Raw genomic sequence first — 24,573 nt, forward strand, 5'->3', positions numbered from 1 at the left:
CGACCGCCGACTCTTTTGGCATGATCGACCCTCCGCACACGCCGACGGCAAGCGCATTCTGGAACCCCGGGTCCACGGATCGCGCCGTCACGACTTCGAGGGAGGTCCCCCAGGTGATCCTCACGGTCACACTGAACACCGCTCTCGACATCACCTATCGGGTACGGGCGCTGCGGCCGCACGCCTCGCACCGGGTGACCGAGGTGACCGAACGTCCCGGCGGCAAAGGGCTCAACGTGGCCCGGGTGCTCGCCGCGCTCGGCCACCGGGTGACCGCCACGGGCTTCGCCGGCGGCAGGACGGGCCGCTCGGTACAGGACCAACTCGCCGGCATCTCCGAGGTGGTGGACGCGCTCGTCCCGGTCGCGGGGGCCACCCGGCGCACGATCGCGGTCGTCGACGAGACGACCGGCGACACCACCCAGCTGAACGAGCCGGGCCCGGAGATAGCCCCCGCCGAGTGGTCCGCCTTCCTGGAGGTGTACGGGGACCTGGTCTCCTCGGCCGCGGCGGTGGCCCTGTGCGGCAGCCTGCCGCCGGGGGTGCCGGTCGGCGCGTATGCCCAACTGGTGCGCACCGCACGGTCGGCGGGCGTGCCGGTGCTGCTCGACACGAGCGGCGAGCCGCTGCGCCGCGGCGTCGCCGCCCGCCCGGACGTGGTCAAGCCGAACGCCGACGAGCTGGCCGAACTCACCGGCTCCTACGAACCGTTGCAGGCCACCCGGGACGCCCGGCGGCGCGGGGCGCACGCCGTGGTCGCCTCGCTGGGCGCGGAGGGTCTGCTCGCGGTGAACGCGGAGGGCCGCTGGCGCGCCGCTCCGCCGCGCCGGATCCAGGGCAATCCGACGGGCGCCGGCGACTCGGCGGTCGCGGGCCTGCTGTCGGGCCTGGTGGACCTGCTTCCGTGGCCGGCCCGCCTGGCGCGGGCCGTGGCCGTGTCCGCGGCATCCGTATTGGCCCCGGCTGCGGGTGAGTTCGACCGCCGGGTCTATGAGGAGCTGTTGGAACGGGTGATCGTCACCCCGCACAACGCCGCGGCTTGAGTCGTGCCCGGCGCAGAGTCCACCGGGCCCGGCGCGGCTACTTCGACCAGCCCTTGGTCAGCCAGAGCTGGTCGAAATTGGCGTTGCACTGGTTCCCCTGCTCGCAGGAGATCCGGATGGTGTTGGTGCCTTTGTTGAGCTGGATGTAGTTGTACGTCTTCGTCCAGCCCTTCTCCCAGTCCCCCTGAGGCGCCTGCGCCCAGTTCTTCAGCGACATGGGGGTGGTCTGGGCCGTGCCGTTGACCGTGAGGGTGGCCGTGGCGTCGACGCCGGGCACACCGTAGCCGGCGTGCAGCGTGTACTTGCCGGTCGACGGGACGTCCACGCTCCAGGTCACGGCGGCGCCGACGGCGTTGAAGCCCTGGACGTAGACACCGCCGTCGGCTTTGGCGCCCTTCACGTCGGACGCGGTGCTGGTGCCGCCCTCCAGGCGCAGCGCCTTGGCGTCGATGGTCGGCAGCGGGGTGTCGTCGGTGCCCTGCTGGGTCGCCGACTCGCTCGGGGATGCGCTCTGCGCGGCCGTGGGGCTGGAGCCCGCCTGGGCGCCGTCCTTGCCGTCACCCGAGTCGCCGCCGATCATGGCGACGCTGATACCGATCACGACCGCGGCGACCACCGCGATCGCGCCGATCAGGAGACCCTTGGTGTTGGGGCCCCGGCCACGGCCGCCGCCCGTGCCCACCGACGCCTGGCGGGTGGTGGGGGCGGCACCGCCGGGCACGGTCTCGGGCGCGGCGTAATACGCGTTCGGCTGGCCGTACCCCTGCTGCTGGGGCACCTGGCCGTGGGCGGCCGTCGGGGCCTGTGGCTGGCCGTACTGGCGCTCTCCGACCGGGCGCACTCTGTTGACGGTACCCGGGTAGCCGTAACCGCCGGTGGGCGGCTGTGCGCCGTTGGCCTGGCCGTCGGCGTAGAGGTAGCCGAACGGGTCCTCGTCCTCGGGCGTGCTCGCGCCGTTGTTGCCGGGCGTCATCCCTAGGTCTCCTCAACAGGTGCGGGTCCAGATGCATACGTGGCTGAGTGGCGAGCCTACCCGTTCCCCGGACCCCAAACTGCTGTTCTCCCCATCACCTATGCACTGACCTGGGTCTACCCGGCACGCCTGTGTTGTTTGGGACGAGAACGTTTCTCTACGTACATCCGTTCGTCAGCCGATTTCAACACTTCGTCCGCGGTCATGCCGCAGTGCGCCCAGCCGATGCCGAAACTGGCACCGACCCGCATGGCGCGGCCGTCGACCCGGACCGGCTGGATGATCTCGTTGCGCAGACGCACTGCGAGGTCCTGGGCGTCGGCCTTGCCCAGCCCGTTGGCGAGGACGACGAACTCGTCGCCACCGAGCCGGGCGACCGTGTCCCCGTCGCGCACTCCACGGCTGAGCCGCCGCGCCACCTCGATGAGGACCGCATCGCCGGCGTTGTGGCCGAAACGGTCGTTGATCGACTTGAAGCCGTCGAGGTCGCAGAAGAGCACCGCGAGCCCCTTGGTGCCGTCGTCGGTGCCGGCCTCGGGGGCGACGGTGTGCACATGGTGGTCGAAGGCGTCGTACGGCCCCCTGGCGTGGAGGTCGAAGCCATGCCCGGTCCCGTCCAGGGCCGCCGGATGGTCGACCGGGTATTCGCCGTACGCCGCGTCCAGGGAGTCGGCCGCGCCCGCCGGCAGGGACTGCGGGCGCTGGCAGAGCCGGGCGGACAGGCGCGAGCGCAGCTCGGCGGAGTTGGGCAGGCCGGTGAGCGAGTCGTGCGAGGCCCGGTGGGCGAGCTGCAGCTCGCGGCGCTTGCGCTCCTCGATGTCCTCGACATGGGTGAGGAGGAAGCGGGGCCCGTCCGCGGCATCGGCGACGACGGAGTTGCGCAGGGACACCCAGACATATGTGCCGTCCCGGCGCCCTAGCCTCAGCTCCGCCCGTCCGCCCTCGGCGGAGGTCCGCAGGAGTGTGCCGATGTCCTCGGGGTGGACGAGGTCGGAGAACGAGTAACGGCGCATGGCGGAGGCGGGCCGGCCCAGCAGGCGGCACAGCGCGTCGTTGGTGCGCAGGATCCGCCCGTGCTGGTCGCCGCCCATCTCGGCGATGGCCATGCCGGACGGGGCGTACTCGAAGGCCTGGCGGAAGGACTCCTCGCTGGCGCGCAGGGCCTGCTGCTCCCGCTCGAGGCGGACGAGGGCCCGCTGCATGTTGGCCCTCAGGCGGGCGTTGCTGATGGCGATGGCCGCCTGGAAGGCGTACATCTGGAGCGCCTCGCGGCCCCAGGCGCCCGGCCGCCGCCCGTTGCGCGGCCGGTCGACCGAGATGACCCCGATGAGTTCGCCGCAGCTGCCCTTGACGCTCGGTGTGTACATGGGGGCGAAGAGGCGGTCGGCAGGGTGCCACTCATCCTCGAAGCGGGGCTCGGGACCGCCGGTGTGCCACTGCGGCACATCGTCGTCGTCGAGCACCCAGCCCTCGGTGTGGGGTATGAACCGCAGGTCGTCCCAGGCCTCGCCCATGTTCAGCCGACGTTCCCACGAGGCGCGGGAGCCGACACGTCCGGTGATCAGCGCCTCCGCGGCGGAGTTCCCGGCGAATGCGGCGACGACCAGGTCGCCGTCCGGGCGGACGAGGTTGACGGCCGCCAGCTCGTAGCCGAGGCCGCTGACGATGCCGTCGGCGACGGTCTGCAGCGTGTCCGCCAGGCTGCGCGCGGTGTTCATGTCCGCCATGACCTGATGCAGCTGCCGCAGGGTCGCAAGACGGACATACGGCTCCGACTCGGTCTCCATTCGCCCCTCCCCTCGAGGTCTCGCAGCAACTCCAGGGACGCGTCGGCGTACTACGGCTCTCCCGGTTTTCCTCGGTGCGCTACTCGCGGGTACTCCGCGCGTAGCGTCGTGCAGCGTCCCCGCCACTGAATCACAGTGCGCTGCCCACTAGGTACACAGGGTCAACAAAATACGGCCCCTGTGACTCAAGTCACAGCGAAACATGAACAATTGAGTGGGGGTTCCGCGTTTTTCCTGTGCCTTTAACGGGCGCAATTCCAGACCTGTGCAGAGGCTGTGATCATACGCGTCAACTCTAAGACAATGAGGGCACGTTGAGCGTAGGGACCGGTCCCCTGCGCCGCCCGTCCGGAGGTGTGCCCGATGCCACCCGGGCGCCCCGGCCCCGCCCCCGGCGTCCGCCGATGGTCCTAGGTCGCGCTTCGTGCCCGGGGCCGATGTACGCATCCAGGGGTGCCGACTAGCGTTCCCGGCGTGTTGAAGACTCCCCCTGCCCCGCCCGCTGTCCCGCCCGCGTCCGGGCATCCTGAAGGGGTGAGCAACGACGAGTTCCGCGCAGCCCTGTCCCGGCTGGCCGCGGGCGTGGTCCTGGTGACCTCGCACGAGCCCCCGCTGGACCCCGAGGGCACGCCCGTCACCCACCACCGCCCCGACGGGACCTTCCCCGGGGCAGGAGGCCCGGAGGGAGCCCCGGCGCGCCGCGACATCACTCGGGGCGAGGACGTGGGCATGACGGCGACGGCCTTCATGTCGGTGTCCCTGGACCCGCCGCTGGTCATGGTCAGCCTGCGCGAGGGCTCCCGCATGGACGACCTGCTCGCCGAGCAGCCTCTGTGGGCCGTCTCCGTGCTCGCGGAGAGCCAACGGCACATCGCGGGCCGCTTCGCGATGAAGGGCCGCATCAGCGACCGGCTCCTGTTCGAGGACATCCCGTACGTGCGCGGGGAGGCCTCCGGCGCACTACTGGTCGGCGGCGCCCTGGCGAACCTGGAGTGCCGTACGGAACAGCACGTGAGGGCGGGCGACCACACGCTGGTCATCGGACGGGTGCTGAGCGCACAGGTGCCGAGTGCGGAGGGCGGACCGCTGCTGTACTTCCGGGGGCGCTACCGGCACCTGCGCTGAGGCGGTCGCCGGCCCGCGGCTCTGCTCCGTGACGGTCCCCGGACCTCCCGGCACGGCGTTGCCACATCGTGCGCATCGTCGGCTGTGTGCGTCACGCGGATATCGCGTCGGTCCCCTGGTGCCGAACTCCGGCATCGCTTCAGAACCCGCCTTGCGGCTTTTCCCGGATCGACCGAGCTTTCCCTCGGCATTCGGGAACGACGCATGAAGAACCGAATCGGAAAACACGTCACCCCGCGCCTGCGGAAGGAATACGCCGCTGTCATGTCCTTCGGCGGTGTCATGTCGGGGGGAGGGCCGATCGCCGAAAGTGCCGACCACAATTCCTCGGCGCGACTCGAGGTGCCGCGAAGACGGACGACGGGAAGCCTCACCTGGTGGTTCCGCCAGGTGGCCGTGGCCTTGCCCTGGTTCAGGAAGGGCTTTCACCCCGCCTGTCCCTGCGCCGAGGGCCTCGCCGTGGAAATGACGATCTTCCCGGTCGCAGCGCAGTCGAACATCGAGGGCGCCGTGACGACACTCCGGTCGTTCTTGACACCCCCGAGTTGCCCGCGAGCCTTCGCGCCCGGAACTAACGCCAGTCCCGCCCGGACCGCCCTCGCTTGGTCTCCGAACGCTGCTTCTTCTCCCGCAGTCGGCGTTCGTTGATGCCACGCGGGATACGGGTCGGTTTCCGGGGCTTCGGCGGCGGCGCCGTCGCCTCGGCGAGCAGGGAGGCGAGGCGCACCGCGGCGACCTCCCGGTTGCGCCACTGCGAACGGTGCTCGGACGCGCGCACGGTGACCACTCCGTCGACGAGCCGCCCCGCCAGCCGCTCGAGGGCCCGCTCCTTCCACACGGGGGGCAGCGCCTCGGTCCGCGCGAGGTCGAAACGCAACTCCACCTGAGTGTCGCTGGTGTTGACGTGCTGTCCACCCGGCCCCGATGACCTCGAAAAACGCCACAGCAGCTCGGCCTCGGGAAGCGAGACGGAGCCGCGGATGACGTAAGGCCCGGACATGCCTCCATGGTCGCGCGACTGTCCGGTCCACGTCACGCGAATATCACCGTCGCCGCTCCCTCCGAAGATTCCGGGTAAAGAAAGTAAAGAGATCCGGAACCATCGGGACCCCCCTTGGCGTTGAGACGGGTAGCTGTAGCTTCGTGCCGTACGAAGCCCACAGGTACTGCAACGCGTATGCGAACGAGGGAAGGGACTCCCAACAATGGCTGTAAGCCTGTCAAAGGGCGGCAACGTCTCGCTCACCAAGGAGGCTCCGGGCCTGACCGCCGTCACCGTGGGCCTCGGCTGGGACGTCCGCACCACCACCGGCACGGACTTCGACCTCGACGCCTCCGCGATCGCGGTCAACGCCCAGGGCAAGGTCTACTCCGACCAGCACTTCGTCTTCTTCAACAACAAGCAGACCCCGGACAGCTCGATCGTCCACACCGGCGACAACCGCACGGGTGAGGGCGCGGGCGACGACGAGGCGATCAACGTGAACCTGGCGGCCCTCCCGGCCGACATCGACAAGATCGTCTTCCCGGTCTCCATCTACGACGCGGAGTCCCGCTCGCAGAACTTCGGCCAGGTGCGCAACGCGTACATCCGCATCGTCAACCAGGCCGGCGGTCAGGAGATCGCCCGCTACGACCTGTCGGAGGACGCGGCCACCGAGACGGCCATGGTCTTCGGCGAGCTGTACCGCAACGGCGCGGAGTGGAAGTTCCGCGCGGTCGGCCAGGGCTACGCCTCGGGTCTGGTCGGCATCGCCCAGGACTTCGGCGTCAACGTCTGACCCTGCCTGGGACGCTACGGCGTGAAGCCCCCGGCCGCGGTGCCGCGGCCGGGGGCTCCCGTGTGCCCTTGACCAGGGGCCCGCACACCGCGAACCGCACGGGTCCCGCCGCGATACGTTGACCCCCGTGATCCTCGAGTCCCTCCCCCTCACTCCCGACCACGACATCCCGGGCCCGCTGCTCGCCGAACTCACCGCGCTCTACGCCTCCAATCGCGACTTCCACGCGCTCAGCGGCGACTTCCCCGACCCGGACGACATCCGCCCGGAACAGGTGGCTACCGAGCTGGCCGACGAGTTGGCGAACCCGGACGTCGAGGTCCTGCTCGCGCGCAGCGCCGGGCGACTGGCGGGAATCGCGATCACCCTCGCGCACCATCCCGACCCGGCCGACCCGGACCCCTGGATCGGCCTGCTGATGGTGGACGCGGGGCTGCAGCGGCAGGGGCATGGCCGTCGGCTCGTGTCCCTCGTCGAGGCCCGGTTCCGTTCCGCGGGCCGCGCCGCCGTGCGTCTGGCGGTACTGGAGAACAATCCCAGGGCCCTGGCCTTCTGGACGGCCCTCGGCTACGAGACGATCGACCACCGCCCGGATCGCGGACGGGGCCGTCCCTGTGCCGTGCTGCGCAAGGCGCTGCGCCGGCGGAACCCGGGGCCGCGCGGCTACGCGTGCTCCGGCTTCCCCGCCCCGTAGAGCCAGTCCCGCCAGATCGGGCGGAAGTCGTTGTCCGGCGCCTTCTTCTCGACGTACTCCGTGAAGTCGGCGGTGTCCGCGTTCCCGTGACGGTGGGTGGCCGCCCAGCCCCGGATGATGTCGTAGAAGGCGGCGTCGCCGACGGTCTGCCGGATCTTGTGCAGGACCATGGCGCCGCGTTCGTAGACGGGGCTGTCGGAGACCTCCGCGGCGCTGGACGGCTTCGCGGGCGGGAACGCCCAGATCGCCTCGCCGTCTGCCGGGTCGTCGTAGTAGTCGCCCCGGTAGAGCGCGTCGAAGACCTGCTGGGCCGTGTCTTGGCCGTGGTCCTCCCGCCACAACCACTCCGCGTACGTGGCGAAGCCCTCGTTGAGCCACATGTCCCGCCAGGTCTTCGGCGTGACGGAGTCGCCGTACCACTGGTGGGCGAGTTCGTGGACGAGCGTCTCGACGTCGGGGGCTCCGGGGAAGACGGGGCGGGTCTGCGTCTCGAGTGCGTAGCCGGCGTCGTGCTGCCGGCCGACGACCGCGCCGGTGGAGGAAAAGGGGTAGGGACCGAATGTGCCCTCCGCCCACTCCATGATCTGCGGGAGCTTCGCCAGAACCGTCCGGCTCGCCTGTGCCTCGGCCGGCTCCACGGCGGCATACACGGGCAGGCCGTTCCTCAACGTGGAGCGGGTGATGTCGTAGCGGCCGATCGCGACCATGGCGAGGTAGCTCGCCATCGGCTGCACGGCACGCCAGGCGTAGGTGGTGCGGCCGTCCTTCGTCGTCCGGTTCCTCAACTCGCCGTTGGACACCGCCTGGAGTCCCTGAGGGACCGTGATCTCGATGTCGTACGTCGCCTTGTCGGACGGATGGTGGTCGCCGGGGAACCAGGTCATCGAGCCCGTCGGTTCGCCGAGCGCCAGCGCTCCGTCGGCGGTCCGCAGCCAGCCCTCCTTCGAGCCGTCCGGATTGGTGATCGTCCCGGGCGTGCCCGCGTAGCGCACCGTCGTGGTGAACGTCTCGCCCTCGTCGAGCTCACCTGGGGGACGCACGGTCAGCTCCTGACCGCCACGGTTCCAGCGGGCGGTACGCCCGTCGACCCTGACGGCAGCCACCTCCAGGCCCTTCAGGTCCAGGTCGAACGCGGAGAGGTCCTTGGTCGCGCGTGCCGTGATGACCGCCGTGCCGGTGAGGTGGCCGCCGGCCGGGTCGTAGGCGAGGGTCAGGTCGTAATGGGTGACGTCGTACCCACCGTTGCCCATCCTCGGGAAGTACGGGTCACGCAGGCCGGATCCGCCGGGGGTGCCGTGGACACCGCCACCGCACGCGCCGAGGACGAGCGCCAGGAGCACGGCCGGGACAATGCGCACGGATCGCGACACAACCACGATCCTATGGGGCCGGGCCGCGGAGGAGGGGCCGGCCGCGGCGTGACACCATCGCCCCCGTGCTCGACATCGGCTACGCCCTCTCCAACCGCTTTCCCGACCCTCCGCAGACCGACTACCGCCGCGCGGACGTTCACGCGCTGCGACACGACCTGTTCTGCGGCGACGTCTATCTCGCCGACACCGAGACGGACCGTGAGCTGTCCACAGCCTGGGGATGGGTGCCGGTGCTCGACTTCGCGTGGGCGCTGTGCGACATCGTCGAGCGGCTCGACCGTGACCCCCTCGGCAGTCGCGCCTCCCGGCCGCTCCACGCGGAGCTGGACTTCACCGAGTCCACCGACCGCATGCTCTTCGAGCGACGCTTCGGCTGGGTGGACATCGAGGCGGAATGGCTGCCGCCGTCCGAGTCGCCGCTGTCCTTCTCCCATGCCGATCTGCGCCGCGAGTCCCGTGACTTTCTGCACGACCTGATCGCCGATCTCACGGACCTGCACGAGGACCTCGGCGAGAACCCGGCGATCTGGACGCTTCAGGCCCGTTTCCCCAGGGTTCCCTAGACACGGCACGGAAGGTGCGGTGGCCGCGCTCCATCGGCGCGGCCACCGCCTCCCGCCTCCCACGGTCCGGGCGGGTCGATGCCGACCGGCCGCCTCACCTCCCGTGCTCGTCGTGACGGACGGCCTTCAGCTGCCGGACTTGAGCAGGGCGGCGTAGCGAGCCAGGTACAGCGGCCAGCCGGCGTCGTCGGCGACACCGCCGGCGACGGCCTGCCAGCCGGGGCCGTGCCGGTCGATGTTGCGGTGCTCCAGCTCCACCCTGGTGCGCACCGGGGTCTCGGCGACGAACCGGACCTCGACCTCGCTCGTGTTCTCCGGCTCCGTCTCGACCTGCCACTGGGGGTCGATGTCCCAGCTGAACACGACCCGGCCCGGCGGTTCGTAGGCGAGGACGCGCGCCCAGCGGCACTCGCTGCCGTCCACACCGCGGTCGTAGATATGACCGCCGACCTTCGGCTCGAACACGGTCTCGGCGATCTCCGCCGCGAGCAGGTTGTGCTCCGGCGGCTTGAAGTCGCCGAACCGCTCCGTGAACACGGTGAACGCCCGCTCGAGCGGCGCGTCGACGACGATCTGCCTGCGGACCACAGTGGTGACTTCCTGGGTCATGAACTTTCCTCTTCCGGTTCTTCGGCGACGCCCTGGTAGCCGGCCAACGCCCGGTTCCAGAACGTCTCCAGTTGATCGCGCAGCGCGGCCACACCGGCCGGGTTGAGCCGGTAGATCCGACGCGTGCCGTCCGCTCGCTCGCTCACGAGTCCGGCGTTCTTCAGCACCTTCAGATGCTGGGACACCGCCGGCCTGCTGACCGGGAGCTCATCGGCGAGTTCGCCGACCGCGCGCGGCCTGTCAGCCAGGCACTCGACGATCGCGCGCCTGGTGGGATCCCCCAGAGCGCCCAGTTCATCGCCAGCTTGGTAAGTACCCACGAACCGTAAGTGTGGACTTACAGAGGCGGGCGAGTCAAGGCCACCGCCCGGGAAGGCCGCTGCTCCGCAGACCGGCGATCGATGGCTCGGCCCGCCGGAGCGCGCCTCGCGTTCATGGCTCCAGCACCACCTTCCCGACCGTGGCCCGCGCCTCCAGGGCCCGATGGGCCGCGGCCGCCTCCGCGAGCGGGAACCGCTGGACCTCCGGTACGAGGCGCCCGGCCGCGGCCTCGGCGAGGGCACGCAGCTCCAGGGTGCGCAGCGGGTCCGGGCCGCTCGCCTTCTGCAGCATCACGGGACCGAGCACCTGCTCGGAGACGCCCTCGACGAGATGCGGCGAGCCGCCCTCGATGCCCTCGGCGGACCACCCGAAGACGATGTGCCTTCCGCCCGGCGCGAGCAGGTCCACCGCCGTGCGTGCCACCGCGCCGCCCACGCCGTCGAAGACGACCGTGACCGCGCCCCGGTGACCGTCGAGGCGCGCGGGCCACGTCGGGTCCGTGTAGTCGACCGCGAGGTGGGCGCCGTTCTCGCGCACCCGCGCCACCTTCTCCGCCCCACCGGCGAGCCCGATCACGGTGGCGCCCGCGTGCCGGGCGTACTGCACGAGGAGGGTGCCGATGCCGCCCGCGGCCGCCGGGACCAGGACCACGGAGCCGGGTCCGAGGTCGGCGAACTGCACGATCCCCATCGCCGTACGGCCCGTGCCGATCATGGCGACCGCCTGCGCGTGGTCGAGGTTCCCGGGTGTCTCGTGCAGGCGGTCGACGTTCGTGACGGCGAGTTCGGCGTAGCCGCCCGGCACGAAACCGAGGTGGGCGACGACCCGTTTGCCCAGCCAGCGGCCGTCGACCCCCGCACCGAGGGACTCGACGGCGCCTGCGACCTCGCGGCCCGGGACAGTGGGCAGCGGCGTCGGGCCCGGCGCGGGACCCGTCGCGCCCTGTCTGAGCGCCGTGTCGAGCAGATGCACACCGGCCGCGGCCACCCGGATACGGACCTGACCCGGACCGGCTTCGGGCTCCTCGACCCGCTCATAGGTGAGGTTCTCGGGCGGGCCGAAGGCGTGCAGACGGATGGCGTGCATGGGCGGGCTCCTCGTCGTCGCTGTCGCAACACCCACCCTTCGGCCTCAAGCACGCTTGAGGTCAAGGACACGTCGGCCGACGGCCAGGGACACGGCGGCGAGGGCGCTGTTGAAGGAGACCTCCGAGAGCACACCGGGTGCCGCGACCTGGTCGCCCACGAGGTAGACGCCGTCGCCGCGGTCGACGGCGGGCCGGTCCCGCCAGCTGGTGCCCGGCAGGTCCACGGCGCCCGTACGCCCCCGGGCCACCGCCTCCCTGCGCCACACGACCCGCTCGCGCCAGCCGTCGAAGGCGAGGTCGAGCAGACGTTCGGCGCGTGCGGCACCGTCGGCCCGGGTCTCGTCGGGCGCGATCGGGAACTGACCCTGGATCAGCTGCTCCCCTGCGGGCGCCAGCGAACGGTCCCTTGCGGTGAAGCGCTCGATCCAGCCGGGGGCGTCGAGGTCGGCGACGGCCCAGGCGTCGCCCCGGCGGGTGCGCACGGCCAGGTCGATCAGGACCGTCCGGCCCCCGTCCCAGACCAGGGAGTCGTCCCGGAGGAGCCGGCGGGCGGCATCGAGGGAGGTGGCGACGATCACGGGCGTGTCGGTGGGCAGCGTGTCGACGCGGGACAGGGTCTCCATGCGTACGCCGAGGTTCCAGGCGCGGGCGGCCATCCGGTCGATGACGCTCGCCCAGCCGCCCTTCGGGTGGTGCGCCTCGGACGGGAGCCTGGTGGCCCGGCGCAGACGTTCCTGTACGAAGGCGGCGGACAGCGAACCGGGGTCGTGATGGAAGACGGCGATCGCGGAGTAGTGGGCGGCGGCACGGGCGGCCTGCTCGCCCGCCTCGTCACTCGCCCAGGTCAGGAAGTCGACGTCCACGGGCGCCTGTGCGGAGGTCCGGCGCAGCAGCTTGAGCATCCCGAAGGGCGGGGTGCGGCGCAGGGCCCCCTTGTGGTGCAGGCGCAGACGGGCCGCCTCCAGTGGCGGGAGGGGCGCGAGCGGGCCGATCAGGTCGCGCTGCCCGAGCCAGGTCCAGTGCGGGCCGCCGCTGTAGAGGGCGTGGGGGCCCTCGTTGGTCAAGTAGGGTCCCTCGGCGGTCCGCGCGCGTCCGCCGAGGGTGTGGTGGGCCTCGTGCACGGTGACCTTGGCTCCGGCCTCGGCGGCGGTGATCGCGGCGGTGAGCCCGGCGAATCCACCGCCGACGACGGTGATGCGGTGCATGGGTGGGGTTCTCCCTCCTGGTGCAGGCCGCGGCTCGAGAGCACGCCGCACGAAGCCACGTCGCGAGTCGCGTCCCCCCTACGACTCCGGAAGGCTCCCTGAATGTGACATCCCTGGAGAAGGTGCAGGTCAGCGGGATTGTCACTGGCGGGATGCACCATTGGGGGCATGAAGCGGAGCAATCGGGTGGTGAAGGCGGCGCGGCGGCCCGAGGTGCGGCTGCCGGAGCTGACGGCCACCACGGCCGGCGAGTTGGAGCCGGACGGTGACTACGACGGGCTGGAGTTCCGGGACGCGGACTTCGCCGGGCAGGACGGCGGGGGCGCCCGCTTCATGGACTGTGCGCTGACGGGCTGTGCCCTGGACGAGACACGGCTGCACCACGCACGCGTGCTGGACTCCGTCCTGACGGGCATACGGGGCGTGGGTACCGACCTGGCCGAGGCGAGCCTGCGGGACGTGGAGCTGGTGGACGCCCGGCTGGGCGGTGTGCAGCTGCACGGCGCGGTGCTGGAGCGGGTGCTGGTGCGCGGCGGCAAGATCGACTACCTGAACCTGCGCAAGGCGCGGCTCAAGGACGTCGTCTTCCAGGGCTGCGTCCTGGTCGAGCCCGACTTCGGGGGTGCACGGCTGGAGCGGGTCGAGTTCGTGGACTGCGTCCTGAAGGGAGCCGACCTCACGGCGGCGACGCTGGTAGACGTGGATCTGCGCCGTGCTGCGCAGCTGGACATCGCCCGCGGGGTCGACCGCCTGTCCGGCGCGGTGATCAGCCACACCCAGCTCCTGGACCTGGCCGCCGTGCTGGCGGCCGAAATGGGTGTGCGGGTGGCCGCGGACGAATGAGGTGCGAAGCGCCCTGAGGTGCGGACCACCGCGGCAGAGTGACACCTGGGGTGAAAGACGCCCGAGCCGGGGGGCGCGCCCTGCCCCTGCTGCGGCTACGCCCGCCGCCCCAGCTTCGTCAGGGCTCCGTCGGTCAGCCGGTAGACCGTCCACTCGTCCTGCGGGCGGGCGCCCAGGGCCTCGTAGAAGTCGATCGCCGGCCGGTTCCAGTTCAGTACCGACCACTCCAGGCGCTCATAGCCCCGATCGACGCAGATCCGGGCCAGTTCCGTCAGCAGCGCCTTGCCGTGACCGGCGCCGCGGGCCTCGGGACGGACGTAGAGGTCCTCCAGGTAGATGCCATGCACACCGCGCCAGGTGGAGAAGTTCAGGAACCACAGCGCGAAGCCGACGACCTCGCCGCCGTCCTCCTGGGCGACATGCGCGAACGCCGCCGGGCGCTCGCCGAACAGCGCCTCGCGGAGCTGCTCCTGTGTCGCCCGGGCCTCGTCGGGTTCCTTCTCGTACTCGGCCAGCTCCCGGATCAAGGTGTGGATGACGGGCACGTCGGCGGGTATCGCGGTACGGATCACCATCGCAGTGTCACACAGACGGCGCGGGGCCCGACAGTTCGTGCCCTCTTCCGCGCCGCTGGTCAGAGCGGTCGCCGCAGGTCGATCACGCCGGCCGTTGCGGGCGTCAGTGGCGTCCCGCGATCCGGTCGGCCACTTGTGCGAGACGCGAGGACTCGGCGGTGTGCGTGGTCAGTTCGCGGCGGTCCGCCGTGCGGTACGTGGCGTACATGCCGTGCACACCGAGCCAGCGCAGCGGCTCCGGCTCCCACTTGCGCACCCGGTGGTTCACCCACGGCAGTGCGGTCAGGTCGGTCGCGCCGGCCTGACCCGAGTCCTGCTGGACCAGGTCGCGGAGCGTGCGGGCGGCGAGGTTCGTGGTGGCCACGCCCGAACCGACGTATCCGCCTGCCCAGCCGAGGCCCGTAGACCGGTCCAGGGTGACCGTGGCGCACCAGTCACGGGGCACCCCCAGCACGCCCGACCACGCATGGGCCACCTTCACCCCGGTCAGCGACGGGAAGAAACGCACCAGGATGTCGTACAGCGCCTCGATGGTGGCGGGCTGCGTACGGCCGTCGTTGTCCGTGCGGGAGCCGAAGCGGTAGGGGACACCGCGGCCGCCGAGCGCGATCCGTCCGTCTGCGGTGCGCTGCGCGTACATGTAGGCGTGCGCCATGTCGCCCAGCGTCTCGCGCCCCTCCCAGCCGATCCGGGCCCACTGTTCGTCGGTCAGCGGCTCGGTCGCGATCATGGAGGAGTTCATGGGCAGCCAGGTGCGCCTCTGGCCCTTCAGCGATGCCGTGAAACCCTCGGTGCAGCGCAGGACGTAGGGTGCCCGGACCGTGCCGTAGGGCGTAACCGCGTGCTTCGGACGGATCTCCGTCACCGGCGTCCGCTCGTGGATCGTCACCCCGAGCGCCTCGACGGCCGCCGCGAGCCCCTTGACCAGCCTGACCGGGTGCAGCCGCGCCCCGTGCGGGGTCCAGGTGGAGCCGACCGCGTCCGCGACCCGGATCCGCCCGGCGGTCTCCCGGGCGCCGTACAGTTCGCGGTCCTTCTCGCCGAACGACAGCTCGTGCTCGTGGAACGCCTTCAGCCGGGCCAGCTGCGCGGGCGTGTACGCCACCTCCAGGACGCCGCCGACATGCACGTCCGCGTCGATGCCCTCCTCCTGGGTGACCTGTACCACCTCGGCGACGGCGCCGTTCATCGCCTTCTGCAGACGGACGGCGGCCTCGTGGCCGTGCAGCTTCGCGTACCGGTCGCGGCCCGCCACACCGTTGTAGAGCCAGCCGCCGTTGCGGCCGGAGGCGCCGTAGCCGCAGAACTTCTGCTCCAGCACGGTGATGCGCAGGAAGGGCGCCGCCTTCTTCAGGTAGTACGCGGTCCACAGTCCGGTGTAGCCGCCGCCGACGATCACGACATCGGCGGACCCGTTCCCGGACAGGGGTTCACGCTGGGCGGGGAGGCCGTCGTCGGCGTACCAGAACGAGACACCGCCGTTGACGGCTCCGCTGACTGCGCTGCTCATGGGCCGGACGTTAGCTTCCGAGGGCGGCCGGTGTCTCCTTCGGATTCCATGGTTTTCCCCGGCCCAGGGTCAGCGGATAGCACGCGAATCCGACCAGCAGCGCCACGACATGCCCGAAATCTGTGAAGGTGGGCGAGGCCGCGAGGGGGACCAGGTACACGCACAGGACGACCGCCAGATACGCGTACCGCCAGGGCGCCGCGATCCGGTACACGAGCACGGCCACAACCCCGGCCAGCGCGTAACTCACGCCGATGTCCAGGGTGTCGGCCGCCGACCTCGGGGCGGTCCCGTCCCGTATCGCCTGCAGCAGAGCGCCCTCGCCGGCCAGCGTGGCCAGCACATGCGCGGCGATGCACACGGCCAGCCAGCGCACGGTGCCCAGCCAGCGCTCCGCCGGTGCGTGGAAGACCGTGTAGAGCACGGCATACGGCAGCCAGCGGCCGCCGTCTATCCACATGGCGCTGGTGAGGAACACCCGCACGGGGTTGGCCGACAGCTCGTTGATGTTGGTGGACCGCTGCCGCAGGAAGTCGTCCTCGAACTGCGGCGGTATGTGGTGCAGGGCGACGGTGGTGACGAACAGGACGAGCAGCCACATATAGGCGCCCGGGGCGCTGCGGAGGTATGCCGCCGCCGCCCCGAGCCGATGCCTTGCCCGTATGGCCCCGCTCACATACGCAAGTATGGTCGGGGACGTGATCGACGTGCCTGGCGAGCTGGCCGCCTCACAGGAGAGATTCAACGGAGACGCGGGGCGGGCGTTCGTCGCGGACCTGCCGCGGCGGACGGCGGAGTTCCTCGGACGGTGGCGACTGCGGATCAACGGACCCTCGATGTACGGCATGTGCGCCCTGGTCCTGCCGGTGGTACGGACCGACGGTACGCCGGCCGTGCTCAAGCTCCAGTTCCTGGACGAGGAGAGCGCGGGCGAAGCGGTCGCCCTGCGCGTCTGGGACGGCGAGGGGGCCGTACGGTTGCTGGAGCACGACACCGCCACGGGCAGCCTCCTGCTGGAGCGCCTCGACGCGGCCCGCGCGCTGACCCGCGTTCCCGACTCCCGCGCCGCCGTTCTCGTCATCGCCCGGCTGCTGGCCCGGCTGACGTCCGCACCGGCACCGGAGGGTTTGCGTCGACTAGGTGACAGGGCGCGGGCCATGCTCGAGACGGCACCGCGAGTCCTGCCGCGGATCCCCGACCCGGCCGACCGCCGCCTGATGGCGGACTGCGTGGCAGCCGTGCGCGAGGTGGCCGCCGAGCCCGGCGACCGTCTTCTGCACTGGGACCTGCACTACGACAACGTCCTGGCCGCCGACCGGGAACCCTGGCTCGCGATCGACCCGAAACCGCTGGCGGGCGACCCGGGCTTCGAGCTCTTCCCGGCTCTGCGCAACCGCTTCGTGCCGGACGAGACGCGCTGGCGCTTCGACGCCATGACCGAGGTCCTGGGCCTGGACCGGGAGCGCGCACGCGCCTGGACCCTGGGCCGCGTCCTGCAGAACGCCCTCTGGGAGGTCGAGGGCGGCCGCCCCTTGTCACCGGACGACCTGGAGATCGGACGCAGGCTGCGCGAGTGACCGCGGCGGAGACCTGCGATGGCTGCCACCCCCGGCGCGGGCGGTGCGCCACCGAGGGGCAGGCGCATCCGCTTCACGGTCGCGGCAGTTCCCGGGGGACACGTGGACATCGGCAACGGGCACCGGAGGCGGGGTCCGGCGTACCGCCCCACCAGACACGCCGCCGAATGGCCGATCCGGGCTTGCGGAGGCGCATCCGGTCATAGCGTTCAGAATATGACGAAACGCCATATCACCTACCTCGCATGGACCACGACGCTCCTCGCGTCGACGCTCAGCTGCGCGGCCGCGACCGCCGCGGGCCCGATGACCCACACCGTGCGGCCTGGGGACTCGATCCAGAAGGCGGTGGACGCCGCCAGCGCGGGTGACACCGTCCTCCTTTCCGCCGGCACCTATCGTGAGAGCGTCCGGGTGACCAAGTCCGGGCTGACCCTGCGCGGCATGGGCCCGAGCACCGTCATCGCACCGGCCACGTCGTCCTCGAACGCCTGCGCAAAGGCGGGCAGCGGGATCTGCGTGGAGGGCAAGGACGGCCATCCCGTCGAGGACACCACCATCGCCGCCCTGACCCTGTCCGGCTTCGCCAAGAACGGACTGTGGTCGTCGTGGACCAACCGGCTGACCGTCCAACAGGTGACCGCCTTGAAGAACGGGCAGTGGGGCATCGCGCAGGAACGGTCCACACGCGGCACGTTCCTGGACAACACCGTCCGGGACAACGGGAACGCGGGACTGTACCTCGCCAACACGTTCACGACCGAGGCAGGCGCCACGGACACCCACGGGACGTTGATCGGACGAAATCGTCTGCAGGGCAACCGGATCGGTGTCACCATCAAGCGCCTCAGGAACCTCGCCGTCGCGACCAACGACATGACCGCGAACTGCGCGGCGGTGTTCGTCATCGGTGACGAGAACGTCCCGCGAGCCGGGGCCCTGACCCTGAGCGACAACTACATCCACAAGAACAACAAGCTCTGTCCGAAGACCGCCCGGGTGCCCATCGTGCAGGGCGCCGGGATCGTCCTGACGGGCGGCACCGAGAACATCCTGATGACGCGCAACACGATCAGCGACAACGTGGGCACGTCCCCCTTCTCGGGCGGCATCGTGCTCTTCAAGAGCTGGTTGGGCGTCCCGAACGAAAAGAACCAGGTCAGCGGCAATATCCTGCAGCGCAACGCCCCTGCGGACATCGTCAAAGCGGACACCGGTAAGGGCAACACCTTCCAGGGCAACTCCTGCGGGACCTCCAAGCCCGCGGGACTGTGCTGACCCGGCCGGCCACCGACCGCGGACCAGAGAGGAAAGGCAGCACATGACGACCGCAATCCAGGCAGCCGCGACGACCGAAACCCCCGCCCCACCCCCGTCCATGCGGCTGAGGGAACTCGTCTTCGGGGCGGCGTGCGCCGCCGCCCTGCGCGCCGCCGCCCGGCTGCGCGTCGCCGACGCGCTGGGAGACGGACCGACGCGCGTGGAGGACCTCGCGGCCACCGTGGGAACCGAGGCCCGGACGCTGCGTCGGCTGCTGCGGGCCCTGTCCTGCTACGGCGTCTTCGCCGAGCAGGAGGACGGGACCTTCACACACACCGACATGTCCCGGCTGCTGCGCGAGGACGACCCGAACAGCCTGCGCAACATCTCACTGTGGTGCACCGAGCCGTGGACCTGGGAGGCGTGGCCGCGGCTGGACGAGGCGGTGCGCTCCGGCCGGAACGTCGTCCAGGACCTGTACGGCAAGGAGTTCTTCGTCTATCTGAACGAGGACGCCCCGGAGTCGGCCGACGTCTTCAACCGGGCCATGACCACCTCCAGCACCCAGTCCGCGCGGGACGTCGCGGAACTCCTCGATCTGTCGGGGAGTTCGTCGGTCGCCGACATCGGCGGCGGCCAGGGACACGTGGTGGCCAGCCTGCTGGAGAAGTACCCGTCGATGTGCGGGACCCTTCTCGACCTGCCGCTCGTGGTGGAGAAGGCCGATCCGCGACTGCGTCCGGGAGGTTCCCTCGCGGACCGGGTCAGCATCGTGCCCGGGGACTGCCGCGCTGCCATCCCGGTCCGGGCCGATGTGTACATCATCAAGAACATCCTGGAGTGGGACGACGAGAGCACCGCCCGGACGCTGCGCAACGTCATCGAGGCGGGCGGGCCCAAGGCGAGGGTCGTGGTCATCGAGAACCTCGTCGACGACACCCCCTCGATGCGGTTCAGCACCGCGATGGACCTGCTGCTGCTCCTGAACGTCGGCGGGGCGAAGCACACCACCAAGAGCATGGTCGACCGGCTGACCGGCGCGGGACTGGTCGTCGACTCGATCCGTCCGGTCAACGCCTACCTGCACGCTTTCGACTGCACCGTCCCCGCGTGACCCGTGCGGCCGGTGCGAAGAGGCCGCGCCGCGCACACCACCGGTCGCCGGGTCCGCGGCTGACGCGGGCCCGGCGACCGAGGCCGTCTGGACGGTTCACACCGCGGCGTTCCGCTCCCAGAGATAGAAGCGCTGCGCCATCGCGTCCTTCGGTGAGCGCCAGGTCGCGGGGTCGTACGCACTCACGTACGCCGACAGCCGCTCACTGATGTCCCGGAAGGCGGGGTGCTCGGCCACCTTGGCGATGGCCGGACCGGGCTCCCGATCGGACTCGACGAGGTGCATGTACACATCGCCGAACTGGAAGAGGCTGCGCCGGGTGACCCCGACGAGGTGTGGTAGTTCTCCCCGGTCGGATTCCTCGAACACCTTGGCGATGTCCGGGGCCGACCCCGGGGCCATGCGGGCGACGATCAGGGCTTGGTGCATGGGCCTGTCCTCCGTCCGGCTCAGTCGGCCAGGGCCGGCGCGGGCCGGTGCCTGCGGGCGGCCTGCTCGATCCTGTCCCGGATCAGGGCCATCTGGACCTTGGAGTTGCGGTTGATGTTGTCGGTCATCCAGGCGTCGTCGACCGGCGCCTCCGGCTTCATCTCGAAGTCCTGGGTCCACATCATCCGGGTGCCCTCGGGTACCTCCTCGTACTCCCACCTGATGTTCATGTACGCGAAGGGCCCGGGCTCGACGCGGCGGGCGTTGACGCTGAGCGTGTCACGGTCCGTCTCCCGCTCCGAGACCCAGCTCCATACCGTGCCCTGCTCGTCGGGATGCATGGTCAGCCGGAAGGTCGTCCGGTTCCCCTCACGGGAGAGCACCTCGCAGGACGCGTACTCGCTGAACAGCTGCGGCCAGTTCTCCAGGTCGTTGGTCATGTCCCACACCAGGTCCACCGGTGCGGCGATGGTGATGGCGTTCTCCGTGTGTCCGGCCATGTCAGGCTCCTGCCATAAGAGTGCTGTTGACGAGATCGAGGAACTGTCGGGGGGTCTTGCAACGCTCCGCGTCCGGGGGCATCTGGGTGCCGTGCCGGTTCTCCAGTTCGCCCACGATGCCGAGGAGGCCGAGGGAGTCGATGCCGAGACTGTCGAAGCCGGAGTCGTAGCGCTGCTGGAGTTCCTGCGGGGCGACGGTGACTCCGGCCGCCTTCTTCATCAGTTCGGCCAGTTCTTCCAGGGTGATTCGGCTCATGCGGTTCCTCTCCTTTGTTCCAGGGCGGCCTCGCTCGGAGGCGTCGTTTCTTCCGGTCGTTCGCCTACGGGGCACCGCGGCCGGTGCCCGAACCGACTCACTCGGCGGCGCCGTGCCGCAGCACGAGCGCCGAGTTCGACCCCATGAGTCCCCGGCTGAGGATCAGCGCCGTGCGCAGCTCGGCGGCGCGGGCGCGGCTGGTCACCAGGTCGAGGTCATAGCGGATGTCGAAGACGTTGGGCGTGGGCGGGATCACGCTGTGCTCCATCGCGAGCACCGCCGCCGCGGCGTCCAGTACGGGCGCCGCGCAGTAGCCACGGCCTATGCCCGTCTTGGGCGCCGTGACCGGCACACGTCTGCCGTGTGCGCCGAGGACATCGGCGATGGCCAGCGCCTCGGCACGGTCCGCCTCCGGCACACCGAGGGCGTCGGCGAAGACGACGTCGATCTCCTCGGGGGCACAGCCGGCCTCGTCCAGGGCACCGCGGATCGCCTGGACGAGTCCCTCCCGGGAGAGCTCCCAGCAGGAGGCGCCGGTGAAGGTGGACGCATGTCCCGCGACGGTGGCCCACACGTGCGCGCCCCGCTCACGTGCCGAGGCCGCGTCCTCCACGACGAACATGGCGCCGCCCTCCGCAGGCACGAACCCGCAGGCCCCGGTGGTGAACGGGCGGTAGGCCCGCGCCGGGTCGTCGGAGGTGCTGAGTTCCTCGTAACCGAGCTGGCAGACCATCGAGTAGGGGGCCAGTGGCGCCTCGGTCGACCCGGCGACCATCACATCGGTGCCTCGTTCCACGGCCCGCGCGGCGTGCGCGAGGGCGTCCAGACCACCGGCCTCGTCCGCGGCGAGGACCGAACAGGGGCCCTTGAGCCCCCGGCGGATGGAGATCTGGCCGGTGCTGGCCGCGTAGAACCAGGCGATGGACTGGTACGGACCGACGAAACGGCTTCCGCGGCCCCACAGCTGCTGCAGCTCCCGCTGGCCGAACTCACCGCCGCCGGACCCGGCAGCGGTGACCACCCCCAGGGAGAACGGCGCGTCGGTGACGATGTCCCGGCCGATCCGGGCCTCCTCCAGCGCCAGATCGGCCGCGGCCATCGCGTAGTGCGTGAACCGGTCGGTCTGGACGAGGAAGCGCTCCTCGATCGCCGCCGACGGCTCGAAGGCACGGACCTGACCGGCCACCCGCAGCGGCAAGTGCTCGCAGCCTTCGCGGGTGATCCGGTCCAGGACGCTCATGCCCTCCCGAGTGGACTTCCAGAAGGTGTCGGTGTTCGTTCCGTTGGGCGCGACGACGCCAATTCCGGTGACGGCGGCGCGCCTGGGGTGGAGTGCGCTCATCCTGTCCTCTCCCTCGGCCGGGTCAGGACGACCGCGGACTGGAAGCCGCCGAACCCGCTGCCCACGGAGAGCACGCTGTTCAGCTTTCGCTCGCGAGCGACCCGAGGCACGTAGTCCAGATCGCACTCGGGGTCCGGCGTCTCGTAGTTCGCGGTCGGTGGTACGGCCTGGTGGTTCAGGGCCAGTACGCAGGCCACGACCTCGATCGCGCCGATCGCCCCGAGGGAGTGGCCCACCATGGACTTGATGGAGCTCATGGGTGTGTCGTAGGCGTGGTGGCCCAGCGCCCGTTTCACCGCGGCGGTCTCGTGCCGGTCGTTCTGCCGTGTGCCCGAGCCGTGCGCGTTGACGTAGTCGATCGCCGAGCCGTCGAGACGCGAGTGGTCGAGGGCGTCCTCGATCGCCCGGGCCATCTCGAGGCCCTCGCTGGTCAGACCGGTCATGTGGTAGGCGTTGCCGAAGGTGGCGTAGCCGCTGATCTCGCAGTACACACGCGCTCCGCGGGCCCGCGCGTGTTCCAGCTCCTCCAGGACCAGCACCGCGCCGCCCTCGCCCATGACGAACCCGTCACGGTTGATGTCGAAGGGACGGGAGGCGTGTGCGGGGTCGTCGTTGTTCGGGGACGTCGCCTTGATCGCGTCGAAGCAGGCCATGGTGATCGGTGAGATCGGCGAGTCCGATGCACCGGCGATGCAGACGTCGGCCCGGCCCTCCTCGACGGTGTGAAAGGCGTATCCGACCGCGTCGAGCCCGGAGGTGCAGCCCGTGGAGACGGTCTGCACGGGTCCGTGGGCGCCGAAACGTTCGGCCACCGCCGAGGCGAGCGTGCTCGGAGAGAACGCCCGGTGCAGCTGGGGCTCCGCCTCACGGTGGTCCACGTCCCAGCGCTGCCCGCGATGGCTGACCAGGACGTAGTCGTGCTCCAGCCGGGTGGTGCCGCCGACCGCGGTCCCCAGGGAGACCCCGACCCGCCAGGGGTTCTCCCGGGCGAAGTCGAGGCCGGCGTCCCGTACGGCTTCCTCGCCGGCGACGAGGGCGAACTGGATGTACCGGTCGGCACGTTCGATCTGCTCAGCGTCCAGTCCGTGGGCTGCCGGGTCGAAGTCGCACTCGGCGGCGATCCGCGAACGGAGGCCGGTCGGATCGAAGAAGGTGATGCCCCGCGTCGCGGTACGGCCGTTGGCGAGCAGATCCCAGAACGCCGGTACGCCGATGCCGCCCGGTGCCACGATGCCTATGCCGGTGACCGCCACGCGCCGGATCATGACCGGACCTGACCTCGGTCGGCCTGCCGGGCACCGGCCGCTTCGGCCCCTTCCGCCCCCGCCGCCACCGCGGCGGAGTCGGTCTCCTCCGTGTCCACGTGGCCGAGCTGCGGGCGCGGGGCCAGGGGACCGAGATGGAAGACGATGCGGGCCTCTTCGTCGCCGGGGTTGCGGAAGCGGTGCCGCATGAAGGCGGGGATCAAGAGTCCCTGCTCGGGCCGCAGCGGGTGAGGCTCGCCGTCCAGGTCCACCTCCAGCTGCCCGCAGATGACGTAGACGAACTCCTCGGAGTACGGGTGGTAGTGCTCGCCGATGCGGTCGCCGGGCTGCAAGATGGCCACGCCCATGAAACCGCTGGTGGAGCCGACCGTGGCCGGGGTGAGCATGGCGCGCAGATCGCCGCCGCGTCTGCGGTTGGGGTCGATCTCGCTGAGATCCACGATCTTGGGACGGGTTTTGATCACGTCGGTTTCCTCCGTTGGTGTACTGCGCCGACCTGGGTGTGACCGCCGTGCCCGGCGGGTGCCGTCAGGCGCCGGGCGACGACCGGCGATCGGTGATGAGTTCCATACGGGCGAGCGTGAGGAAGTGCGCGAGGTCGCCGCTCCGTGCGCCGGCACCGTCGGCAAGGGTCGTCAGCTCGGACACCCGTCCGGCGTCCGGCAGGCCGAGGGACAGGGCGGGTTCGGCGTCGAGGCCGCCGCTCACGTCGATCAGCCGCACCACGATTTCGTCGCGCATGAAGATCGTGCTGCCGCCGATCGGGCTGCGCGGGTCGTCCGCCGCCGCCTCGTCCTGCTGGGCCAGCAGCCGGGCCAGCTCCAACCCGCGGCCCTGTCTGGCCGGGTAGTACAGGGCGTGACGCTCCGCATCGGGACGGCCCTGACCTCCCGTCACATGGTGCACGGCGGGGACCGCCGCCCGGGTGAAGAAGACCCTGGCGGCCTCGGCATCGTTGAGGTCGCGCTCCTCTTCCAGGTACGGGTTGATCGCCTCCTCGACGGCTCGCACCTCGGGCTGCCGGGCCACATGACGCAGCGCCGCGAGCAGGTCGCCCTCCACCTCGATGGCCCGCACGACCCGGTTGCCGTGCATGAACAGCGAGGTGCGGCACAGCCGTGTGGTGTCGTCGACTTTCGCCTTGGGCGCGGCGTAGTCCGCGAGGATCTTCGCGACCTCCGGCTCACTGCCCCGCCTGACGGTGAAGGTGAGCGCATGGCGGATCTTGCCGTCGCCGATCCGGGGTGCCGCCTGGAGCCGGCGTGTGTCGGCGCCGGCAGACGCCTGGTTCGCGGTCTCGCGAACGATGTGGAAGCGCAGCGAACGGGTGTCCCGGACACA

The 24,573-nt window shown here is 70.8% G+C and carries 27 protein-coding genes; 9 read left to right on the forward strand and 18 right to left on the reverse strand.

What is annotated here, in order from left to right:
* Positions 1 to 113: 113 nt before the first annotated feature.
* Positions 114 to 1,043: a 1-phosphofructokinase family hexose kinase gene (locus tag VXC91_RS12130; protein ID WP_329507141.1), complete on the forward strand. Its 930-nt coding sequence runs from the start codon at positions 114 to 116 to the stop codon at positions 1,041 to 1,043.
* A 37-nt stretch (positions 1,044 to 1,080) separates the two neighbouring features.
* On the opposite strand, the gene VXC91_RS12135 is transcribed toward VXC91_RS12130, so the two are convergent.
* The gene (locus VXC91_RS12135) at positions 1,081 to 2,016 is read right to left on the reverse strand and encodes a CBM35 domain-containing protein (protein ID WP_329507142.1); all 936 of its coding nucleotides are present in this window, start codon (positions 2,014 to 2,016) and stop codon (positions 1,081 to 1,083) included.
* Positions 2,017 to 2,132: 116 nt separating this feature from the next.
* Positions 2,133 to 3,803, reverse strand: a complete 1,671-nt coding sequence (cdgB, locus tag VXC91_RS12140; protein WP_329507143.1) for a diguanylate cyclase CdgB — start codon at positions 3,801 to 3,803, stop codon at positions 2,133 to 2,135.
* A 474-nt stretch (positions 3,804 to 4,277) separates the two neighbouring features.
* On the opposite strand from cdgB, the gene VXC91_RS12145 reads away from it, so the two are divergent.
* Positions 4,278 to 4,928 (forward strand): flavin reductase family protein, encoded by a 651-nt coding sequence (locus VXC91_RS12145; RefSeq protein ID WP_329507144.1) that lies wholly within the window; start codon positions 4,278 to 4,280, stop codon positions 4,926 to 4,928.
* A gap of 571 nt (positions 4,929 to 5,499) precedes the next feature.
* On the opposite strand, the gene arfB is transcribed toward VXC91_RS12145, so the two are convergent.
* Complete coding sequence (gene arfB / locus VXC91_RS12150) at positions 5,500 to 5,928, reverse strand: alternative ribosome rescue aminoacyl-tRNA hydrolase ArfB (RefSeq protein ID WP_329507145.1); 429 nt, start codon at positions 5,926 to 5,928, stop codon at positions 5,500 to 5,502.
* Positions 5,929 to 6,133: 205 nt separating this feature from the next.
* Between arfB and VXC91_RS12155 the strand changes: the two genes are divergently transcribed.
* Both VXC91_RS12155 and VXC91_RS12160 read left to right on the forward strand, forming a co-directional pair.
* Positions 6,134 to 6,709 carry a TerD family protein gene (locus tag VXC91_RS12155; protein ID WP_329507146.1) on the forward strand — a complete coding sequence of 192 codons (576 nt, stop codon included), beginning with the start codon at positions 6,134 to 6,136 and terminating at the stop codon, positions 6,707 to 6,709.
* Positions 6,710 to 6,836: 127 nt separating this feature from the next.
* On the forward strand, positions 6,837 to 7,403 hold the full coding sequence (locus VXC91_RS12160; protein ID WP_329507147.1) for a GNAT family N-acetyltransferase: 567 nt from the start codon (positions 6,837 to 6,839) through the stop codon (positions 7,401 to 7,403).
* Here VXC91_RS12160 and VXC91_RS12165 read toward each other — a convergent pair.
* Complete coding sequence (locus VXC91_RS12165; RefSeq protein WP_329507148.1) at positions 7,373 to 8,773, reverse strand: M1 family metallopeptidase; 1,401 nt, start codon at positions 8,771 to 8,773, stop codon at positions 7,373 to 7,375. The two genes, VXC91_RS12160 and VXC91_RS12165, sit on opposite strands and share 31 nt — an antisense overlap.
* A 65-nt stretch (positions 8,774 to 8,838) precedes the next feature.
* Between VXC91_RS12165 and VXC91_RS12170 the strand changes: the two genes are divergently transcribed.
* The gene (locus VXC91_RS12170; protein ID WP_329507149.1) at positions 8,839 to 9,339 is read left to right on the forward strand and encodes a hypothetical protein; all 501 of its coding nucleotides are present in this window, start codon (positions 8,839 to 8,841) and stop codon (positions 9,337 to 9,339) included.
* 126 nt (positions 9,340 to 9,465) lie between these two features.
* On the opposite strand, the gene VXC91_RS12175 is transcribed toward VXC91_RS12170, so the two are convergent.
* From VXC91_RS12175 to VXC91_RS12190, 4 genes are all read right to left on the reverse strand, one after another.
* On the reverse strand, positions 9,466 to 9,948 hold the full coding sequence (locus VXC91_RS12175) for an SRPBCC family protein (RefSeq protein ID WP_329507150.1): 483 nt from the start codon (positions 9,946 to 9,948) through the stop codon (positions 9,466 to 9,468).
* Positions 9,945 to 10,268 (reverse strand): ArsR/SmtB family transcription factor, encoded by a 324-nt coding sequence (locus VXC91_RS12180; protein ID WP_329507151.1) that lies wholly within the window; start codon positions 10,266 to 10,268, stop codon positions 9,945 to 9,947. The genes VXC91_RS12175 and VXC91_RS12180 overlap by 4 nt, the downstream gene beginning before the upstream one ends.
* 112 nt (positions 10,269 to 10,380) lie before the next feature.
* Positions 10,381 to 11,355, reverse strand: coding sequence for a zinc-binding dehydrogenase (locus VXC91_RS12185; protein WP_329507152.1), 975 nt, complete (start codon positions 11,353 to 11,355; stop codon positions 10,381 to 10,383).
* 45 nt (positions 11,356 to 11,400) lie between these two features.
* Complete coding sequence (locus tag VXC91_RS12190; protein WP_329507153.1) at positions 11,401 to 12,561, reverse strand: NAD(P)-binding protein; 1,161 nt, start codon at positions 12,559 to 12,561, stop codon at positions 11,401 to 11,403.
* A 168-nt stretch (positions 12,562 to 12,729) separates the two neighbouring features.
* On the opposite strand from VXC91_RS12190, the gene VXC91_RS12195 reads away from it, so the two are divergent.
* Positions 12,730 to 13,404 carry a pentapeptide repeat-containing protein gene (locus VXC91_RS12195; RefSeq protein ID WP_329507154.1) on the forward strand — a complete coding sequence of 225 codons (675 nt, stop codon included), beginning with the start codon at positions 12,730 to 12,732 and terminating at the stop codon, positions 13,402 to 13,404.
* Between the two features lie 95 nt (positions 13,405 to 13,499).
* On the opposite strand, the gene VXC91_RS12200 is transcribed toward VXC91_RS12195, so the two are convergent.
* From VXC91_RS12200 to VXC91_RS12210, 3 genes are all read right to left on the reverse strand, one after another.
* Complete coding sequence (locus tag VXC91_RS12200) at positions 13,500 to 13,976, reverse strand: GNAT family N-acetyltransferase (protein WP_408057372.1); 477 nt, start codon at positions 13,974 to 13,976, stop codon at positions 13,500 to 13,502.
* A 106-nt stretch (positions 13,977 to 14,082) separates the two neighbouring features.
* Entirely contained in the window at positions 14,083 to 15,489 is a 1,407-nt protein-coding gene (locus tag VXC91_RS12205) for an NAD(P)/FAD-dependent oxidoreductase (protein ID WP_329507155.1), read from the reverse strand.
* Between the two features lie 10 nt (positions 15,490 to 15,499).
* Positions 15,500 to 16,165 (reverse strand): rhomboid-like protein, encoded by a 666-nt coding sequence (locus VXC91_RS12210; RefSeq protein ID WP_329507156.1) that lies wholly within the window; start codon positions 16,163 to 16,165, stop codon positions 15,500 to 15,502.
* Positions 16,166 to 16,175: 10 nt separating this feature from the next.
* Between VXC91_RS12210 and VXC91_RS12215 the strand changes: the two genes are divergently transcribed.
* From VXC91_RS12215 to VXC91_RS12225, 3 genes are all read left to right on the forward strand, one after another.
* Positions 16,176 to 17,066 (forward strand): aminoglycoside phosphotransferase family protein, encoded by an 891-nt coding sequence (locus tag VXC91_RS12215; protein WP_408057371.1) that lies wholly within the window; start codon positions 16,176 to 16,178, stop codon positions 17,064 to 17,066.
* 216 nt (positions 17,067 to 17,282) lie between these two features.
* A complete protein-coding gene (locus VXC91_RS12220) occupies positions 17,283 to 18,344 on the forward strand; it encodes a right-handed parallel beta-helix repeat-containing protein (protein ID WP_329507158.1) in 1,062 nt (353 codons plus the stop codon).
* Positions 18,345 to 18,387: 43 nt separating this feature from the next.
* Entirely contained in the window at positions 18,388 to 19,440 is a 1,053-nt protein-coding gene (locus VXC91_RS12225) for a methyltransferase (RefSeq protein WP_329507159.1), read from the forward strand.
* Positions 19,441 to 19,536: 96 nt separating this feature from the next.
* On the opposite strand, the gene VXC91_RS12230 is transcribed toward VXC91_RS12225, so the two are convergent.
* From VXC91_RS12230 to VXC91_RS12260, 7 genes are all read right to left on the reverse strand, one after another.
* On the reverse strand, positions 19,537 to 19,869 hold the full coding sequence (locus VXC91_RS12230; protein ID WP_329507160.1) for a TcmI family type II polyketide cyclase: 333 nt from the start codon (positions 19,867 to 19,869) through the stop codon (positions 19,537 to 19,539).
* A 20-nt stretch (positions 19,870 to 19,889) separates the two neighbouring features.
* A complete protein-coding gene (locus VXC91_RS12235; protein WP_329507161.1) occupies positions 19,890 to 20,369 on the reverse strand; it encodes an SRPBCC family protein in 480 nt (159 codons plus the stop codon).
* Between the two features lies 1 nt (position 20,370).
* Positions 20,371 to 20,625 carry an acyl carrier protein gene (locus VXC91_RS12240; RefSeq protein ID WP_329507162.1) on the reverse strand — a complete coding sequence of 85 codons (255 nt, stop codon included), beginning with the start codon at positions 20,623 to 20,625 and terminating at the stop codon, positions 20,371 to 20,373.
* Between the two features lie 97 nt (positions 20,626 to 20,722).
* Positions 20,723 to 21,967: a ketosynthase chain-length factor gene (locus tag VXC91_RS12245; RefSeq protein ID WP_329507163.1), complete on the reverse strand. Its 1,245-nt coding sequence runs from the start codon at positions 21,965 to 21,967 to the stop codon at positions 20,723 to 20,725.
* On the reverse strand, positions 21,964 to 23,232 hold the full coding sequence (locus tag VXC91_RS12250) for a beta-ketoacyl-[acyl-carrier-protein] synthase family protein (RefSeq protein ID WP_329507164.1): 1,269 nt from the start codon (positions 23,230 to 23,232) through the stop codon (positions 21,964 to 21,966). The genes VXC91_RS12245 and VXC91_RS12250 overlap by 4 nt, the downstream gene beginning before the upstream one ends.
* Complete coding sequence (locus VXC91_RS12255) at positions 23,229 to 23,696, reverse strand: cupin domain-containing protein (RefSeq protein WP_329507165.1); 468 nt, start codon at positions 23,694 to 23,696, stop codon at positions 23,229 to 23,231. Before VXC91_RS12255 ends, VXC91_RS12250 begins: the two co-directional genes overlap by 4 nt.
* A 64-nt stretch (positions 23,697 to 23,760) precedes the next feature.
* On the reverse strand, positions 23,761 to 24,573 hold an 813-nt coding region (locus tag VXC91_RS12260; protein ID WP_329507166.1), incomplete at its 5' end, for a SchA/CurD-like domain-containing protein.

Source organism: Streptomyces chiangmaiensis (genome assembly GCF_036281785.1).
GTDB lineage: Bacteria > Actinomycetota > Actinomycetes > Streptomycetales > Streptomycetaceae > Streptomyces > Streptomyces chiangmaiensis.